This is a genomic window from Puia sp. P3, from assembly GCF_050632245.1.
Lineage (GTDB): Bacteria > Bacteroidota > Bacteroidia > Chitinophagales > Chitinophagaceae > Puia.
This window is the reverse complement of sequence record NZ_CP192583.1, coordinates 2,083,062-2,099,904: the sequence shown is the minus strand read 5'-3', so window position 1 is coordinate 2,099,904 and position 16,843 is coordinate 2,083,062. Positions and strand designations below refer to the sequence as shown.

Genomic DNA, 16,843 nt, shown 5'->3' with positions numbered 1-16,843 from the left:
CACGCGTGAACCACCGCCGCACGCGTTTCGTTACACTCCACTCCGCTTACTCGACCCTCTGCAAATAACCTGTGGCTTCAGCACCAGTTTCTGCGGCGGCGAGCCCCCCTGCGCAAACCCTCGAAAAGCAGCCTCGCCGCCTCTTCTCCCATGACTACCGTCTGCTGATTGACCGTCGACAGCGACGGCGTGATATACTCTCCGAACGCCTCGTTGGCAAACCCGATAATGGCAATATCTTCGGGAATGCGAAGCCCCGCAGCCTTGATCGCCTGTATCGCGCCGAGCGCCGTAAAATCTTCCACCGCAAATACCGCGTCCGGGATCACCGGCCTGGACAACAGCTGATTCATGCATTCGCGGCCCGATTCGATGCTGACCTTGCCGTATACGATCAGGTCGTCGTTCAGTGGTATATTATGGACGTTCAGGGCCTCGACATAGCCTTTCAGCCGGAGGTTGAAGATATTCACGTGCTGCTGTCCCGCGATATGCGCTACCCGGCGGCATCCTTCATCGATCAGATGGCTTGTGGCCTGAAAGGCGCCGGCAAAGTCGTCGACTTCCACGGAGGCCACCCCCAGCCTGTCGTCGGTCCTGTCGAAAAGAACGAGCGGGATACCCCTGTTGCGGATCTCGCTGTAGTGGTCCAGATTGATGGTTTCTTTGCTGATAGACGCCAGGACCCCGTCTACCCTCGACTGCAGAAAGGTCTGGACGCCCTTCTTCTCGTGCTCATACAGCTCGTTCGACTGATAGATCAGGACGGTATAATTATTTTCGGCAGCCACCTTCTCGATGCCGTGAACGACGGAGCCGAAGAAATTGATCTCCGCCGATGGGATGATCACCCCGATAATGCTGGACCTGCCCAGCCTCAGAGAGGAGGCGATCTTGTTGTGCTTGTAATTCAGGCGGGTCGCGGTCTCCCGCACCGCCTTCTTGGTAGACTCGCGTATACCGGGGTGATCATTCAGCGCACGTGAAACCGTTGCCGCAGTAATATTCAGCTCCCGCGCGATGTCGAGAATAGTTACCTTGGTGATATGGCCGCTCATGGGTTAGTTCACCCCATTTAACTTTTTTATCAGGTTCACCTCGTCCTGCCGGTAGGGCGTGCCATCTTTATGGAAGATGTCATGGAACCATTCGATCGGCTGGCTTCCGTCCGGCAGCGGCGTATCCAGGCATAGATGGTATTGGTCTTCCCATCCACAAATCCCCAGTTGATAGCCGCTACATTTTCTTTTTTCAGCATCGGCAGGATCGTTGCAAAACGGCTGTTCCGCGTACGGGCCATATATTCCGTACAGATCAGCGGCTTGCCGTTCGCCTTCAGCAGCTCGACCACCCTGCGGTGCATCGGCAGCTCTTCATAGTCGTGATAGGTGATCACGTCAGAATTGTTCAGCTGAAAGGCGTTCAGTTTCTCCAGCTGCCAGTCCCAAAGCCCGGCACTCACCGGCTGATCGGGGTTCACCGCCCTCGCCCACTCAAAAACTTTTGACAGCAGCGCCAGAGACGAATCCTTCTTACCGCTGTTGCCCGGCTCGTTGTACAGATCCCACAACAGGATCCGCCTGTCATGCGCAAAGGTCGTGAGCACGTCCTTCACGTATTTTTCCAGGCCCGGAAAATTCGCAGGATCCGTGGACGCCGGCTGACCCGGGTCCTGCATCCAGCCGGAGTTATGCACGCCTGTCTTCGGCGCCGGTTGTATGCCCACTTTGGGCTCTTTGTTCCAGCAGTCGTCGAAGAATACGAACAGGGGCTGGATATGGTGCTTGTCGGCAATGGAAAGGAACTGGTCCACGCGATTCTTGAAACCATCCGGATCCTGCTTCCAGGCCAGAGAATGCAGGAACACGCGCATGGTATTGAATCCTATGCCCTCTGCCCAGCCCAGCTCTTTGTCGATGGTCGCCGGATCGAAAGTAGCTGCCTGCCACATCTCCAGCTGGTTGATCGCATTGGCAGGTATATAGTTCGCGCCCGTCAGCCATTTGTGCTGGCTATACCAGGCATTGGCCTTGTCCGCAGACCAGACTTTTCCCTGGCCAAACGAGCTTCCTATTGCGAGCGTCACGAGTACGCTTAAGACCATAATTTTCTTCATAGACTATCTTTTTAGCTTGTCCTCCAAAACTTTTATGAAATATCCTCCAACTACGCTGCGGGCACTGGAAACCCACCTGCCTGGCGTCCGAAGTCTCGTGCCAGTCGCTCAGGGGCACGCGGGTCGGCGTCTCGCTGGCGTAGGTAAATACCGGATCGGCGATCGCCTCGAAATCCTGCCTGTTGCCGGCCAGGGTGGCCGTCCACATGATCCAGTCCGATTTGGTGTAGCCCTTTCGGCTGTCGAGCGGCATACCATATTTGGTCTGCTTCGTCAGGTAGTAAGCGACCTCCTTGTTGTATACCTCCTGCGGGAACAACCCAAGCCCGAGGATCTTGTCCCATACCATATTGTATTTCTGGCTCCAGGTACCCTTACCGCCGAAGGTCAGCGAATAGTGGTCCCCGTCGGCGGCCATACCCATCCATTTCATCGCCATATCTTTCGCGAGCGCGTGGTACTTTTCCGCCGTATCTTTTTCTCCCAGTTGTGCCGCCAGCTGAGCATAACCCCCCAGCGCGACGATCGCCTTTACGGAAAGATTCGCGTTCCGCGCCAGATGCCCGGCAAAATCATCCGTACACAGCTGGTTCGCCGGGTCAAAACCGTCCCCTGGCGAGGTATCCAGCCCAGGTGCTCAGCGTCTTCCAGTGCTTTTTGGCGTAGTCCGCATTGCCTTCTACCTTCCCGATGGCGGCCGTAAGGATCACCATATTACCGGACTCTTCGACGGGCATGTCCTCTCCATAGGTCTGTCCGTTGGCCAGAGGGTAGGTACCAAGGTCGTGCGCCGAGTAAGGCTTGGCCCATTTGCCGCTCTCGCTGAAGTAGAAGATGCCGTTAAGCATCCCCTTCAGCAAGTCTGGGTTATAAGCAAGAAACAACGGTGCGGAGGGATAGGTCACGTCGACCGTATTGATCGAGCCGTTGCTGAAATTCTCCTTGGAAAGGAAAAGGATCTCGCCCCCGGGGCTCTTCAGCAGCTTGTGCGCGGCTACGCTCTGGCGATAGGCCAGCTCGCAAAGCTGCGCGTATTTCGCGTCGCCCGCCTTCAGGGCATCGCTATGTACCCGCTGGTTGAATTCCGCGCATTTCTTCATCACATCCGTATAGGAGGACCAGGCCGCCGACAGCTCTTTCTCGATGCTGGCGCCCGGTTTATCCCTCCACCACGCACGGAGGTCCTGGTGAAAATATTGTATCGCATAGATATCGTCGTAGCCGACGAGGAATACCTGCTCTTTCGGCGAAGCGCCGACTGATCCCAAACTCGCAACGGTATTCAGCCAGAGATGCTTTCCCTGAGTTGCCGCGCCTGACGCGCCGCCAGAAAAAAGGGTACCGGGCGTCACAGCCGAAGAGATCGACTGAACGATGTTCTTACCCGCCGCCGCGACATACATATAGCCCCAGTCGATACGCAGGTCATCCCCTTTCTTCTTTAGCACAGGCTGATCGACGCTGCCCGATTTCAGGATCGAGAGTCCTTCGGCTGTATACTTATCCGCCTTCACAGGCTGTGCGGAAGTATTTACCGCAATATCCGTGGACGCCCCGAAATATACCTGTACAGTATGCGACTTGCCGTCGTTGGATCTGACGCTCGTCGCGACATACGACACGGGTCTGGACAGCTGGTCCAGGTCGTTCGGCAGCAGCGGAGAGGTAAAGGTCAGCGACAGGTCGACCTTACCGCAGGTGAAAGTATATTTGGTCTGTGTGGCTTCGACTGTGACGCTTTTCTGATCGGCCTCGGTCACCGCAGCTGCGGTCGGCAAAACCGCTTTCTCCACGAGTCCAAAGTCCAGCCAGGCCCCGCCGGCCGTATTGGCGACATGAATAGCCAGCACATTACTGCCGATTTTCAGCGCAGTCTTCTCCAACGGAATGTAGACATACTTTCCTGTCCATCCCTTCCGCTGATAGATAGCTGTCCCGTTGAGATATACCTCTACATTGTCGTCGTGCTGCAACTTCAGGAACAAAGGCTGCGACCTGCCGCCCGCGATAGTGAACGTCCTCCGCGTCCAGAGGTCCTTCGACTTCCAAACCGTACCGGCCGAACTTACGTTGTCGCTGAAAGGAGCCTTGCCCCTTTTCCAGTCGCCGTCATTAAAGGCTGTTTCGTTCCAGCCGGTTGCCGGCGCCGACTCCGTATACGCCATCTCATATACTTTCTCATCCGCGGCAGGCAATACCGTCCTGTAACCCGCGTCTTCCGACCCTAAAAAGCGGTAAAAAAGACCGTCCACCTTCACGATTCCCAGCAGAGGCTGGTCCGTTCCCGTCCAGTGCTTTGTCGGCGACGCGGTAAGACGATCCGTCATCGACCAGATGCTGAAATAGGGATCGTGCGTGATGAGAGGATAAGCCGGGGCACGGAAATCCTGGGCCGTCGCCGCGACGGACAATCCGAACAGGGCCGCCAGAATACTTGTTTTTTTCATCCGAATCTTTTGTTTTTAGTTATTCTCAATTCTATTGACAGTAAGTATACTATTTCGGGGGAATGGGCAGGGGTACATTATCTCTTACTGGTTCGCCAAAGACCGGCTCACCCGCCGCATTCCAGGTGAATTTCTGCGCCCTTGGCGCCCGCGTATTCCCGCAACCCTGACCTGGCTTGCTGTTCGCGTGATAGAGGATCCAGTTCTCCTTCCCGTCCGGTGAAAGAAAAAAGGAATTGTGCCCTGTCGCATAGACGCCATTGGCCGGCGACTGCTTAAAAACGGCGCTGTCCGACTTCTTCCACGACCCGGGGTCCAGAATATCCCCTTGCCCGTATAGCGCAGCATCCCCAGCGCATAGGTATCCGTCCAGCAGGCGCTCGCCGAATAGATCACGAACAGATCGTCGCCGTGTACGAGCCCCTGCGGGCCCTCGTTGACATTGATATGGGGAGGATCGTTCTTCGGGTTCTTTATGTCCCCGAACTTCTCCCAGCCATATTCGGGGCTTCCGATCTTCACCCTCGCGCTTTCGATGGTCAGCGGGTCTTTCATCCTCGCGATATAAATGTCCTGCTCGCCATTCTCGTCGCCTTCCCATCCCGACCATACCATATACAGCCGGTCTTTATACCGGAAGACGTCCCCGTCTATCGCCCACTTGTCCGTCGCATCGGTTATCTTACCTTTAAATACCCAGTCACCAGCCATCGGATCGGCAGAAGCATTTTCCAAAACATAGAGACGGTGACCCTTATTATTCCCGCCGTCCGCGGCATAGTAGGCATACCATTTCCCGTCGAGGAACATGATCTCCGGCGCCCACAGATCACGCGACCATTCCGTACCCGCCGGAGGCGTGTAGATGGTCTTGTGTTCGGCATGCCGCAGATCCGTAAGGTCCTTTGTCTTCCAGAGGTCCAGACGGTTTCCCATCGTATGCGTATAGTAGTAGTATCCGTCCTTGTAGCAGCTGTAAGGATCGGGACCGGAAGGGAGCAACGGATTCGTATACGTGCTTACATCACCGATCACCGGAAAGGAGGAGATCCTCAGCCGGGCGCCGCCCATCGGCACCAGAGTAAGGTCTGCGACCGGCTCGGCCGAAGCTATCGGACTCTGCGGCAATAACCCGCAAAGTCCATACTGGTCGATCGTCCATGACGGTATCTTACGCCCTTTCGCTTCAAGAACTATGGGCGCGGCTTCATTCGTAAAAGGATTGTTATCCGCCGGCCAATTCCGCCTCTTCACCGCAAACGACTTTGAGACATCCCCGGATGGATCGAGTACTAATCCATAATTCCAGTCGGAAGCAGGCAGGATCTCGAACGCCGGCCACTTCGCCGCATCGGCCGAAGCCTGCCAGCCCGCGTCTCCCTGCGCCGTAGACCGGCTGTCTTTCTGCTGGTATTTTTCGTCTATCTTCAGGCTGAAGCCCAGCGGTCCATAGCTGACGCTGACGCTATTCCTGTTCCTGTCCCAGGTAGTCAGCTTCAGCGCCATAGGCAGCACCAGCCTGACCCTGTCGCCATTCTTCCAGTGCGCCCGAAAGCCGCAGGTATGCACCGTCAGTCGCAGGTTCCACGGGCTTTCCGTTTATCTCCACCCGCGCGCCGGAACACCAGCCGGGCACACGCAGATATAGCGGAAAAGACACCACCCCGCCCTTCGTCTTCACCGTAAGATCGATGTTCTCTTCAAAAGGATAGTGCGTCTTCTCTTCGACAGATACCGTCTGCCCACCCGCCTTTGCCGTTATCACTCCTTCCACATACAGTTGCGCGGCCAGTCCGTTGTCCGGCGTCGCCATCCAGGCATTCTCCGCATAATATACCCATCCGGCCGCATGGTTGTGCTGACAGCACCGGCTGCTGAATGGGTTCATCATCAGAAAGGGTCCTTCGTTGGCGATGCCGGGCGCGTGATTCCGGCTGTCGCTGACGACCATATTGGGGGCAGTGAGATACCGCAGACTCCGGTAGTCCGGCATGAACGCGGCGGGAAAAGTATTAAAAGCCACGTCCTCGCAATTCTCCGCCCATTTTGCGTCTCCCGTCATCTGCAGCAACACCTGATCCGAGGTCATCTGTTCTACCATGCCACAGGTCTCTACCGCCTGCCGCGGATCGTCATACCCCTTCCGTGCATTCTCGTCGGCGCCGAACATGCCGCCGGGCACCTGTCCATAGATGCTCCTGATCAGAGCAAAATCATTGTACGTCGCGTCCAGATCATTCTTGTTGTGGCTCTGCAGATAATAGGTCGCGGGCTCCCGGAAACACTGTGCGACGTTTACATTATGCCAGTTGGGTAGATTATTATGCTGACGCCAGTTGGCTGTGTTTTTGTCGATCTTCGTGGCCAGGTCCAGCAGCCAGGGCTCTCCGGTATAATTGTATAGCCAGTAAACACTGAGCATATTGTCGCCTCCCCTGCTATTCTCCCAATAGTCCTCCAGAAATTTTTCGTCCGGTATCGACAGCTCCCACCTGAAATACCGGCTCATGAACTTCAGCACGCGCGGATCGTGTGAGTATTCATAATAGGACTGCAGACACCATAGCATCGGCATATTCGTCCACAGGTCTCTGTTACCCTTGCGCTCAACGGCCGGACCAAAATCTCCGTCCGCCCGCTGATTCTTCAGTACAGTATTGATCCAGAACAGCGACTCTCTGATCATGGCCGAATCCCGGAGCATATAGCCGATATTCGCATAGCCTTTCAGCCAGTAGGGTAACTCCTCCCATCCGTATTTCCCCTTCCCGTCCTTCGACAGCCAGGCATTGTCCTTCTTCTCCAGCCAGACGCTGATCTCTCCCAGGTGCCCGGTAAGTCCCGCGCGCTGCAACTCCAGCTGTTTACGCAGCCATCCGCCCGGCCTGAATGCCGTGACGGGCAGCTTGACGAACTTACCCTCCAGCAGCGGCGCCCTGTTCTTCACCTGTGCCTGCAGACCTGCCGACATCCCAAAAAACAAAAAAAGATCGCTATCTTTTTCAATACAGAGTATTTATTCAAATATTGAATTGCGGTAAAAAATCACCCAATAAAATAATTTTTTACCGCAACACCTTTAATAATTGTATTCTCAGCCGAAGGCTTCGAATACGAACTGGACTCCGTCCAGTTAAAAAAGGAGCGGGGAACCGCCCCCCTATTATCAAATATACCAAAACGAACTGCCTGTTGAGATTAAAACTTGTCGCTTAGAACGAGATCTTTTGCACCGGCGAAAAGATCATATCCTCGAGTCCCGCGATCTTCAGTCCTATCCGCGCATAAATATAGTTCTGTGTCGGAGTCACCGAAGGTACGGCTACGCTGAGCGAGATATTATTCATATCCGTTATGTTTGCTGCCGCCAGGTCCTGTTTGGCAATATTATCGCCGCCCGATACGAACTGGTCCTTATTGATATAGAGGCTTACCCTCTCCACATTCTTCGCATTGGCGTCGGTGATGATCTGTTCCAGTTTGCAGGTCGCTTTTGCCGTACCGCCGCTGACCGTAATATTCGCATTCCGGATCATATAGTAGGGTGTTACCTGCAGGTCGATACTCTGGTTGCCCTTCAGCGTTACACTGACCGTGTCCGGGTTGCCCGCGGCGGTCTGCTTCCACATAAAGGGCCCCTGCCCGTTAGGGACGATGATCTTGTAGGTGCCGTCGAATAATATAGCGGAAAGCGTGCCGTTCTGCGAAAAGGTCGAGCCGATAGGACCAACCTTTCCCAAACCCATACTGGTAGATCTGGAACGGCACCGGTTCCTTTCCACCTGTATCGTATCGGTCTTGTATAATAAATGTCCGGTCAGCATGCTGCCGGGCTGCGGATAGTTGTCTTTCTTACAACCGGCGGCTGCGGCAAGGGCCAAAACACCTAAAAGATATAATGAATGTTTCATGTGTCGATTTTTTATTGATTGGGCTGGCGGATCAGCTTGGGATTGGCAGCAATCGCGTCATTGGAAATTTGAGAATAATAGTTGCCGAACAGGAACTTATTGTATCCCGTGGCCAGCGCGGGCTTTGTCTCCTTAAATATCCACTTGCCGTTGGTAGTGGGGTCGGCAGGATTGTAGACCTTGTAGGGCCAGAGTCCGTAGGGCTGCGTGCTGTGCGTCCCGGCTACACCCAAGGTTGGTCTTTAGGTCCGTGACGCTGGTAGGCGTACCGTCCCACACCTTATGCGCAAGTCTCCAGCGCTTCATGTCGAAGAGGATATGTCCTTCGAAAGCCAGCTCGATCCTGCGCTCGTGTACGATGCGGTCGAATGTGATGTCTCCGGCGACGAGCGGAGTGGTCAGACCGGCGCGGGCGCGAACCTTGTTCATATAGGTTGCCGCGTCATCGGGGTGACCCAGTTCGAAAGACGCTTCCGCCGCATTGAGCAGCACCTCGGCATAGCGATAGCGGATAAACGCCACCGTACTACCCTGGCCCCTTCTGCCCGAACCTACGGTCGGATCGATATATTTACGGATGTAAAAACCCGACTGTGTCCTCAGCTCGAGGCCGTTGATCGGTCCGTCGATGCCTACCACCTGAACAGGCGTGGAGGTTCCGGGTAGTGCCTTGGTATGACCAGCCTCGTCGCTCGTGAGGATCGATCCGTCGGCCAGTACATAGCCTGCCCATATATCTACTTTTTTCCCTTTGTACAATCCGTCCGGCAGCAACACCGTACCGGCGAGGCGCGCATCCCTGCCCGCAAAAATATCCCCGATACCATTGTAGTAGATGGGCTTGTTGGTCCCGTCCACCGTTGCGAGAGGAGCGTATGTATTGTCCAACATTTCATACTGCTCGACAAGGTTCAGCGAAGGATCCAGACGGCCGGCGTCACCGCCTTCGTCCGACAGCGAATAGGGCTGATCGTTCGTCGTAAATCCGTGCACCTTGCCACCCGTTTTGAAATCTTCGAAATAGATCGTCTCGATGCTCGCCTTGTCGAGGAACAGATTGGCGTAATTGTCGGAAAGATTGCCTCCGTTGTTGTACAGGCCATAGGTCCCGTCCGTCCCGGCAATGATCTCCTTCGCCGCATTCAGCGACTTGGTGTAGTAGTCTGTGGCTTTCGATGCCGAAATACCTACTTCGCCGCCAGGCAGCGATACTGCCGGAGTAGAGGCACCGTACTTCGCGATGGAACCGGCATACAGTGCCGCGCGGCATTCCATTGCTACTGCTGCGGCCCTGCTTGCCCTCGACTTGGTTGCGGGGTCGGCAGGCAGGTCAGCCTTGATGGCCTCCGCCTCGCTGATGACAAAATCATAGATATCGGATTCTTTCGCGCGGGGGAACTGGATAGTGCTGACGTCTTTTGATGGAAGCGTAAGAGAATGCAGGATCAGGGGCACGCCGCCGTAGCGCTTGCAGAGCTCGAAATAATACATCGCCCTTAAGAAACGACCTTCTGCATAGAACCGCTTCTTGTCCGCATCGGCCAGACCTGTGCTGGCGCTGTCCCGCTCGAGGAACAGGTTCACTTCGCGGATATAGGTATAGGCGGTAGGCCAGTCGATTGCCCACTGATTGTATGCCCAGCCGGTGCGTTGTACGAGATAAGAACTGCCGTTCTCGGACGGAAAGCTTTCGCTGAAATCGGCAAAGGTCCGCCAGCCTGGGTCGGCGCTCGTGCCGTCGAGGCTCGTAATATCTTCCTGTCTGTTATACAGGTCTGCAAGAACGGTAAGTGCCAGGTTGGGATCGGAAAATACCTGGTCCGTCGTGAGGAAGGTGGTCGGATTCACATTCAGGAAATCGCTGTCTTTCTTACAGCCCGATATGCCCAGGACCACGGCCGCGATCGCTGTTATCGATAATAGCTTTTTCATTCTAATATTTTTTTCTTCTCCAACTAATTTTACAAAGAAAGATTGATACCAATATTGATTACCCGGTTCTGAGGGAACTGCAGACCGTTGTCGTCGATCGTCTCGGGATCGAGGTTATACTTAGACAGGTTGTCCAGCGAGAACGCATTATAGACGTTCGCATAGATCCTGGCTTTGTATATTTTCGCCCGCTTCAGGATCGACTGAGGGAAGGAATAGCCCAGTTCGATCGTCCCGGCCCTGAATGAAGTCACGTTGTGCAGCCAGAAAGTGGACTGTACCGCATAGTTGCTGTGGCTCGTTCCGATATTGTACCTGTTCGCCGGATACTTTCCTGCGATCCAGGGGCTGTTCGGGTCGAAGATATTCTGGTGGTGCCATCTGTCCGTGAAAATAGCATTCAGGTTGCCGTTGTTCTGGAATGCCCAGCGCTGCTCCCAGTTCTGATACCAGGTGTAGCCCGACGCCCCGGAGAAATCGGCGTGAAAATCAACGCCTTTGTAGTTGGCGGCGATGCTCAGACCGAAGTTGATCTCCGGCTGCGTGCCGTATCCATAGCCGATGGGACGCTGATCCGATTTATCATTGCCGTCAAAACTGTTGACCTTGCCATCGCCATTCAGGTCGGCATAGATCAGGTCGCCCGGCAACAGGGTCTTGTTACCCTGTCCGTCGAGATCTACTTTATAGCTATTGATCTGCTCCTGTGACTGGAACTGTCCGATACAGATAAGACCCCAGCCATTGTTGGTAAGCCTGTTTTCCCTTGACGTGTAATATTGGTTCAGCGAGTTCTGGAACAATGGATTGTAGTCGTGCAGCCATCTATTCTTCGTAAAGCTCATATTGCCCGTGATGCTGAAGCCCAGTTCGCGTATCCTCGTGTTGTAGGTCAGCGAGCCCTCTTCGCCATACTGGGCGTCCGATCCAACATTATACTGGGGCTGGTTGTAGCCAAGTTCCTGCGGAACAACCACGTCGTTCTTTGTACCCGGAACACCGGTACGCTTGCGGTAGAACCAGTCGAAGCTACCGGTCAGCCGACCGTTGAGGAAGCTGAAGTCTGTACCGATATCTGTAACCTTATCCTTCATCCAGGGATACGGTGGTGAAAGGGGCGCCCCTGTCCCGGCTTGCTGCGACGATAGCGGCGTTCAGGATAGCCGGCGTCAGCAGGTTGCCGCCATTATCGGTGCCATAGTTATAACCCGACAGATAGGTAAAGTCCGGCAACACCAGGTCGGTACTGTTAACTTTCCTGTCATCGCCAAGGATGCCGTACGACCCTCTGATCTTCAGGTCCGAGAGCACCGTATAGTTGTCGTTGAGCAGCGCCTTGAACCAGGGCTCTTCGGTGACTTTCCAACCCGCCGAGAAACCGGGGAAATAACCGACGCGGTAACCAGGAGCGAACAAATAAGAGGCGTCGCGTCTTGCCGAAGCTTCGAAGAAATATTTGTTGGAATAGCTATAAGTCAACCGGCCGATATAGCCCGATCTTGTCTGCGTCTGGTCGGCATCCTCATACCTGTCCATGATCCCAAACGTCACCAGCGGCAGATAGTTGGACTGCGGCGATGCGTGCAGCCAGTTACGCAGGTGGTGGTTGTTGATCCGTTCAGCAACAAGAGTCGCGCCGATCGTGTGTTTACCAAATGTATTCGTGTAGTTGGCCTGCAGCTGGACGTCGGTATTGATATTTTTGATCTGCTCTCTGTCGCGCCACGGATTTGTGCTGCCGCCCGTCACCTTGTAGGTATTGTTGCTGTCGATATAGGTATACGCTTTGTAGGTGTATTCCTGGTTATTCTCGATGTAGTCCGCAAAGTAGTAGGAACCCAGTGCCCTGACCGACAATCCCTTGATACCGGGGATATCGTAGTCGATATGGAAATTCGTCTGTACCACGCGCCAGTCGCTGCGCAGGTGACCCGACAGCTGATTGTTCAGGAACGCATAGTTCGATTCGAGGTGCGGTCCGAGGTCGTTCAGGTATTGCGGATTGTCATTGGCGTAGGGCCTTTCCATCGGCGTGTTCCGCAGTACGGCGAGACGGGCGAGGAAATAGTCGTCACCGCCAGGAACACCCGGGTTCTGCCGGGTCTCCACGCGGCCGTTGATGTCGAAACCGACCTTCAGCCCGTTGGACAGCTTGGCCGTCACATTGGACTGGATATTCGTACGGTTGAAATTATACTGGCTTCCCAGCACGGAGTTCTGATACAGATTCGTACCGGAAACATAATACTGGACCTTGTCGCTTCCGCCGTTGATATTGACGTTGACGGAATTCAGCGGAGCGCCGTTGTTGCTCATTACATACTTTCTCCAGTCAAAGCTCCTGTACTGGCCCTGACCTTTCTTTGCCTCGTCCAGTATCGCCTGAGTGGTGCTGGTGCTGCCAAAAGTGTTCATTTCGGCGTCTGCCTTATAATAAAGGTAGTCGTAGGTATTGTTCAGGACCTTGGGAAAACGGAAAAAGCTCTGGTAGCCGGTATAGGCGTCGAGATTGATATTGTTCCTGCCCGACGCGCCTTTCTTGGTGGTTACGACCACCACGCCATTACCGGCCCTTACGCCGTAAATGGCGGCGGAAGCATCTTTAAGGACGGTGATGCTTTCGACGTCGTTTGGAGACAGGTTGTTGAACTGTCCCTCGTCCTGCTGAATGCCATCGATTACATACAGCGCGGGACCGAAGTTGCGGATCTGGATGCTGGCGCTCGCTCCCGGACGGCCTTCCGCCTGTCGAAACGTTACGCCTGGCAGTTTGCCCGCCAGCGAAGTGCTGACCGTACTACCGCCGTGTACCCGCTCGATGTCCTTGGAAGTCACGGTCGCAATGGCCGCGGTAATCGATTCCTTTCTCCTGGTGCCATAACCCACGACCACCACATCCGAAAGGTCGGCCTGGTTGCGCACCAGCACGATATTCATGGACGAAGAGCCGCCCACCACCTTTGTTTCGGTGATATATCCTACATAGCTGAAACTCAGCACAGAGTTCTCGCCCGCCACCTTCATGGTGAACTTACCGTTGGCGTCGGTAAAAGTACCGTTGTTGGTACCGCCTTCAGTAATAGTGACCTGGGGAACGCCCTTTCCGGTGCTGTCTTTCACCGTACCGCTGACGGTGATCTTAGGCTTTGTCTGTGAAAATGCAGGAATCGAAAAAAGTGCAAGAAGGAAACAGCAAAACAAAAACCTTCCTTTTTTTCCATACAGCAATTAATTGTTGGTTTAAATAATGGTGCAAACGTTTACATGGATTTCAGTCCAATTGACTAATTTTATCCATTACATTGTCGAAAGTAGAAGTTATGTGCGACGTGCCTGATTCACTCCGTATCATAATTTTTGCAAAATGTTACATTTGAGAAAGTCTGCCATATTAACCCTCTTGCTCTTCGTCTTCCTGTTCAGGACATACGCGCAGCCTTACTATTTCAGGCATTTTCAGGTGGAGAACGGGCTCTCGAACAGCACCGTATACTGCACCATACAGGACAAGAACGGGTTTCTCTGGTTCGGGACAAAAGAAGGCCTCAACCGATTTGACGGCTATCATTTCAAGCTGTTCTCCCTTATCGGCAATAAACACACTATCGGCAGCGACATGGTCTTTTGCCTTTTCTGCGACGAAAAAGGAACCCTCTATGCGGGTGGTCAGAACGGCCTCTACCGGTTCGACTACGAACGCGAGCAGATGGTTCGGGTGATCGATTCACTGGTGGAGATCAATTACATACAAACCGACGATAAGGGCAATCTCTGGTTTCTTTCCATGAACAACGTGTACAGGTATAACCTTACCGCACACGTGCTGACGCACTTTCCCGAGTCGAAATACTTCCACGCCGACTGCATTTGCAAGACGGAGAGGGGTGAGATCTGGTTCAGCGACAACAACGGTCATATCTGGCGATACAATGACAACACCAACGACTTCACCTCCTACGATATATTTTCCCACTCCCCGAAGCCTAACTCCCGCGAAGCTCAGCGTATACGCTATGCGGGCAGCAACCGTCTGCTGATCGCTACCAACGACTCAGGAGCCTGAAATGCTTCGACATTGCCACCGGAGCGTACAGGGACGTACTTACCTACAATTCCGGCAAGTCTACCATCTACGCAAGGGATATACTGCAGTATTCGGCCGACGAGTTCTGGATCGCCACCGAATCGGGCATCTTCATCCTGAATATGGCCACCGGCCGGACGATCAATCTGAAAAAGAAATTCCTCGACCCTTACTCGCTCTCCGACAACGCCGTCTACTCCCTCTGCAAAGATTCGGAAGGAGGGGTGTGGGCAGGGACCTTCTTCGGCGGCGTCAACTATTACTCCAAACAGCACGCCTTTTTTGAAAAATATTATCCGGACAATTCCGCGTCCTCCATCGGCGGCAGTTCCGTCCGCGAGATCTGCCAGGACCCATTCAATAATATATGGATTGGTACCGAGGACGCAGGGCTCAACAAACTGGACAGCAGGACGGGCGCGATCACCCATTTCATGCCGTCGGGGCTCCCACCGATATCGCCTATACCAATATCCACGGACTCCTGGCCGACGGCAACCGTCTTTGGGTCGGGACCTTCGAACACGGCCTGGACGTCATGGACGTAAGGACCGGAAAGGTCATCCGCCACTATATGTCAGGCCCCGGCGCCCACGACCTGAAAAGCAATTTTGTCCTGACACTCATCCGGACGGCGGAAGGAAAAATAGCGCTGGGTACCGCGGCCGGAGCCTACTGGTACAACGAACAGACCGATGATTTCACTCCAATTCCCGGCATCCCTTATGCCTTCATCGCCATCATCCTCGAAGACCACGACGGCGTACTCTGGATGGGCACACATGGCAACGGAGTCTATTTTCTGGACACCAAAACGGGCCGTACCGGCCACCTCGACGGCAATGCCGCCCCTGGAAAAGGCCTTGCGTCCCACGACATCAACGCCATCACGGAAGACAGCGACCACAATATCTGGTTCTCCACGGAAGGTACGGGTCTCTGTCGCCTGAAGGCCGACAGAAAGACCTATTCCTCGCTCACTACCGCAGACGGCCTGCCGAGTAATTTCGTCTTCAGGGTCATTCAGGACAACAACAACGACTACTGGGTGACTACGTCCAAAGGGCTGGTCAATATTCGCAAGGCGAGTGGCGTCATCAGGGTCTACACCAGGGGCAACGGCCTGCTCAACGACCAGTTCAACTACAATTCCGGCTTCAAGGACAGCGACGGCAAACTCTATTTCGGCAGCGTCCGCGGCATGATCACCTTCCAGCCCAATGACTTTGTCATCCCCGATTTTGAGCCATCCATTTATATCACGGGTTTTCAGGTGGACAATGTGGATCTGAAGAATGGTCCCGACAGTTCGATCCTGAAAAGATCGATCCTCTATACGGACAAGATCACACTACCGCACGACCAGTCTTCCTTCAGCATCGACTTCGCCGCGCTCAGCTATGCTTCGCCGGACAGGACCGAATACAGTTATATCATGCAAGGGCTGGACAAGACCTGGACCCGCCTTCCCACCAACAGAAAGGTCTATTTCACCAAACTAGCGCACGGCAACTACACCTTCCGGCTGAAGGCTGCCGTCGGCGGACACTGGAGCCCCTGGTGAAAGAACTGGCCATAGTGGTGCTCCCTCCCTTCTGGGCCACTATCTGGGCCTACCTGCTTTACGCATTGGTGCTCATGCTTCTGATCCGGTACATTGTCCGCAGCTATCACCGCCGGACGGAGATCAAAAAAGAAAAGGAGATCTACGAGGCCAAGATCGACTTCTTTACCAACGTCGCTCACGAGATCCGCACGCCCCTGACCCTGATCAAGGGACCCGCGGAGAACCTCATCGAAAAAATAGACGAACTGCCCGAAATAAAGGAGGACGTGCTGACCATGGACAGGAATACGGACAGGCTGATCGCTCTCGTCAATCAAATCCTTGACTTCCGGCAGACCGAGACCAGGGGATTCAGCATCGATTTTACCCGCGTCAACATCACCGCCGTCATGCAGGAGACCTGGCTCAGCTTTCAGTCGATGGCAAAAAGAAGAACCTGCAGTTGTCCTTCGACTATCCTCCGGCGGACGTCTACGCCATGGCCGACGAAGAGGCGCTCAGGAAAATATTCAGCAACTTGTTCAGCAACGCCGTAAAATACGGCCATCAGCAAATATATGTCCGGCTGACGCAGAGCAATACCGATGACCCGGACATTGTTATCGAAATGGCCAACGACGGCCCGGTCATTCCTGCCGAGATGAAAGAACGTATATTCGAACCCTTTTACCGGCTGAAGGAGACGAATAAACAAAAAGGCACCGGCATCGGGCTTGCGCTTGCCCGCTCGCTGGTCCTGTTGCACAAAGGCCGGCTTTTTTGGACGACAATTGGCCTGGCATGAAT

At 54.3% G+C, this 16,843-nt stretch carries 13 protein-coding genes and 2 pseudogenes; 5 read left to right on the top strand and 10 right to left on the bottom strand.

The window, feature by feature from the left end; genetic code table 11:
- Nucleotides 1-77: 77 nt before the first annotated feature.
- The 10 genes and pseudogenes from ACQ86N_RS12635 to ACQ86N_RS12590 all read right to left on the bottom strand — a co-directional run bounded on the left by ACQ86N_RS12635 (nt 78) and on the right by ACQ86N_RS12590 (nt 13,607).
- Nucleotides 78-1,058 carry a LacI family DNA-binding transcriptional regulator gene (locus ACQ86N_RS12635; RefSeq protein ID WP_431215461.1) on the bottom strand — a complete coding sequence of 327 codons (981 nt, stop codon included), beginning with the start codon at nt 1,056-1,058 and terminating at the stop codon, nt 78-80.
- Between the two features lie 35 nt (nt 1,059-1,093).
- Nucleotides 1,094-2,116 carry a 1,4-beta-xylanase gene (locus tag ACQ86N_RS12630; protein WP_431215460.1) on the bottom strand — a complete coding sequence of 341 codons (1,023 nt, stop codon included), beginning with the start codon at nt 2,114-2,116 and terminating at the stop codon, nt 1,094-1,096.
- Between the two features lie 3 nt (nt 2,117-2,119).
- Nucleotides 2,120-4,563: pseudogene (locus ACQ86N_RS12625) on the bottom strand (glutaminase domain-containing protein).
- A gap of 49 nt (nt 4,564-4,612) precedes the next feature.
- Nucleotides 4,613-4,882, bottom strand: coding sequence for a family 43 glycosylhydrolase (locus ACQ86N_RS12620; RefSeq protein ID WP_431217382.1), 270 nt, complete (start codon nt 4,880-4,882; stop codon nt 4,613-4,615).
- Nucleotides 4,883-4,959: 77 nt separating this feature from the next.
- Nucleotides 4,960-5,634, bottom strand: a pseudogene (locus tag ACQ86N_RS12615) (glycoside hydrolase family 43 protein); the annotation flags it as partial.
- A gap of 394 nt (nt 5,635-6,028) precedes the next feature.
- The gene (locus ACQ86N_RS12610) at nt 6,029-7,546 is read right to left on the bottom strand and encodes a beta-L-arabinofuranosidase domain-containing protein (RefSeq protein ID WP_431215459.1); all 1,518 of its coding nucleotides are present in this window, start codon (nt 7,544-7,546) and stop codon (nt 6,029-6,031) included.
- Between the two features lie 229 nt (nt 7,547-7,775).
- Nucleotides 7,776-8,474, bottom strand: a complete 699-nt coding sequence (locus tag ACQ86N_RS12605) for a DUF3823 domain-containing protein (RefSeq protein ID WP_431215458.1) — start codon at nt 8,472-8,474, stop codon at nt 7,776-7,778.
- Between the two features lie 132 nt (nt 8,475-8,606).
- Nucleotides 8,607-10,406, bottom strand: a complete 1,800-nt coding sequence (locus ACQ86N_RS12600; protein WP_431215457.1) for a RagB/SusD family nutrient uptake outer membrane protein — start codon at nt 10,404-10,406, stop codon at nt 8,607-8,609.
- A 29-nt stretch (nt 10,407-10,435) separates the two neighbouring features.
- A complete protein-coding gene (locus ACQ86N_RS12595) occupies nt 10,436-11,500 on the bottom strand; it encodes a hypothetical protein (RefSeq protein WP_431215456.1) in 1,065 nt (354 codons plus the stop codon).
- On the bottom strand, nt 11,490-13,607 hold the full coding sequence (locus ACQ86N_RS12590) for a SusC/RagA family TonB-linked outer membrane protein (RefSeq protein WP_431215455.1): 2,118 nt from the start codon (nt 13,605-13,607) through the stop codon (nt 11,490-11,492). Before ACQ86N_RS12590 ends, ACQ86N_RS12595 begins: the two co-directional genes overlap by 11 nt.
- A gap of 172 nt (nt 13,608-13,779) precedes the next feature.
- Here ACQ86N_RS12590 and ACQ86N_RS12585 point away from each other — a divergent pair, with 172 nt between their 5' ends.
- From ACQ86N_RS12585 to ACQ86N_RS12565, 5 genes are all read left to right on the top strand, one after another.
- A complete protein-coding gene (locus tag ACQ86N_RS12585; RefSeq protein ID WP_431215454.1) occupies nt 13,780-14,469 on the top strand; it encodes a ligand-binding sensor domain-containing protein in 690 nt (229 codons plus the stop codon).
- Between the two features lie 143 nt (nt 14,470-14,612).
- Nucleotides 14,613-15,038: a ligand-binding sensor domain-containing protein gene (locus ACQ86N_RS12580; RefSeq protein WP_431215453.1), complete on the top strand. Its 426-nt coding sequence runs from the start codon at nt 14,613-14,615 to the stop codon at nt 15,036-15,038.
- Nucleotides 15,029-16,054 (top strand): ligand-binding sensor domain-containing protein, encoded by a 1,026-nt coding sequence (locus ACQ86N_RS12575; protein WP_431215452.1) that lies wholly within the window; start codon nt 15,029-15,031, stop codon nt 16,052-16,054. Before ACQ86N_RS12580 ends, ACQ86N_RS12575 begins: the two co-directional genes overlap by 10 nt.
- Nucleotides 16,051-16,593 carry a sensor histidine kinase gene (locus tag ACQ86N_RS12570; protein ID WP_431215451.1) on the top strand — a complete coding sequence of 181 codons (543 nt, stop codon included), beginning with the start codon at nt 16,051-16,053 and terminating at the stop codon, nt 16,591-16,593. The genes ACQ86N_RS12575 and ACQ86N_RS12570 overlap by 4 nt, the downstream gene beginning before the upstream one ends.
- Nucleotides 16,575-16,841 carry a sensor histidine kinase gene (locus ACQ86N_RS12565; protein WP_431215450.1) on the top strand — a complete coding sequence of 89 codons (267 nt, stop codon included), beginning with the start codon at nt 16,575-16,577 and terminating at the stop codon, nt 16,839-16,841. Before ACQ86N_RS12570 ends, ACQ86N_RS12565 begins: the two co-directional genes overlap by 19 nt.
- Nucleotides 16,842-16,843 lie beyond the last annotated feature (2 nt).

Bases quoted from the DNA above. Each gene is read 5' to 3' on its own strand.
- ACQ86N_RS12600 (WP_431215457.1), bottom strand. From the start codon at position 10,406: ATGAAAAAGCTATTATCGATAACAGCGATCGCGGCCGTGGTCCTGGGC.
- ACQ86N_RS12595 (WP_431215456.1), bottom strand. From the start codon at position 11,500: ATGAAGGATAAGGTTACAGATATCGGTACAGACTTCAGCTTCCTCAAC.
- ACQ86N_RS12605 (WP_431215458.1), bottom strand. From the start codon at position 8,474: ATGAAACATTCATTATATCTTTTAGGTGTTTTGGCCCTTGCCGCAGCC.
- ACQ86N_RS12630 (WP_431215460.1), bottom strand. From the start codon at position 2,116: ATGAAGAAAATTATGGTCTTAAGCGTACTCGTGACGCTCGCAATAGGA.
- ACQ86N_RS12575 (WP_431215452.1), top strand. From the start codon at position 15,029: ATGGACGTAAGGACCGGAAAGGTCATCCGCCACTATATGTCAGGCCCC.
- ACQ86N_RS12580 (WP_431215453.1), top strand. From the start codon at position 14,613: ATGGCCACCGGCCGGACGATCAATCTGAAAAAGAAATTCCTCGACCCT.
- ACQ86N_RS12635 (WP_431215461.1), bottom strand. From the start codon at position 1,058: ATGAGCGGCCATATCACCAAGGTAACTATTCTCGACATCGCGCGGGAG.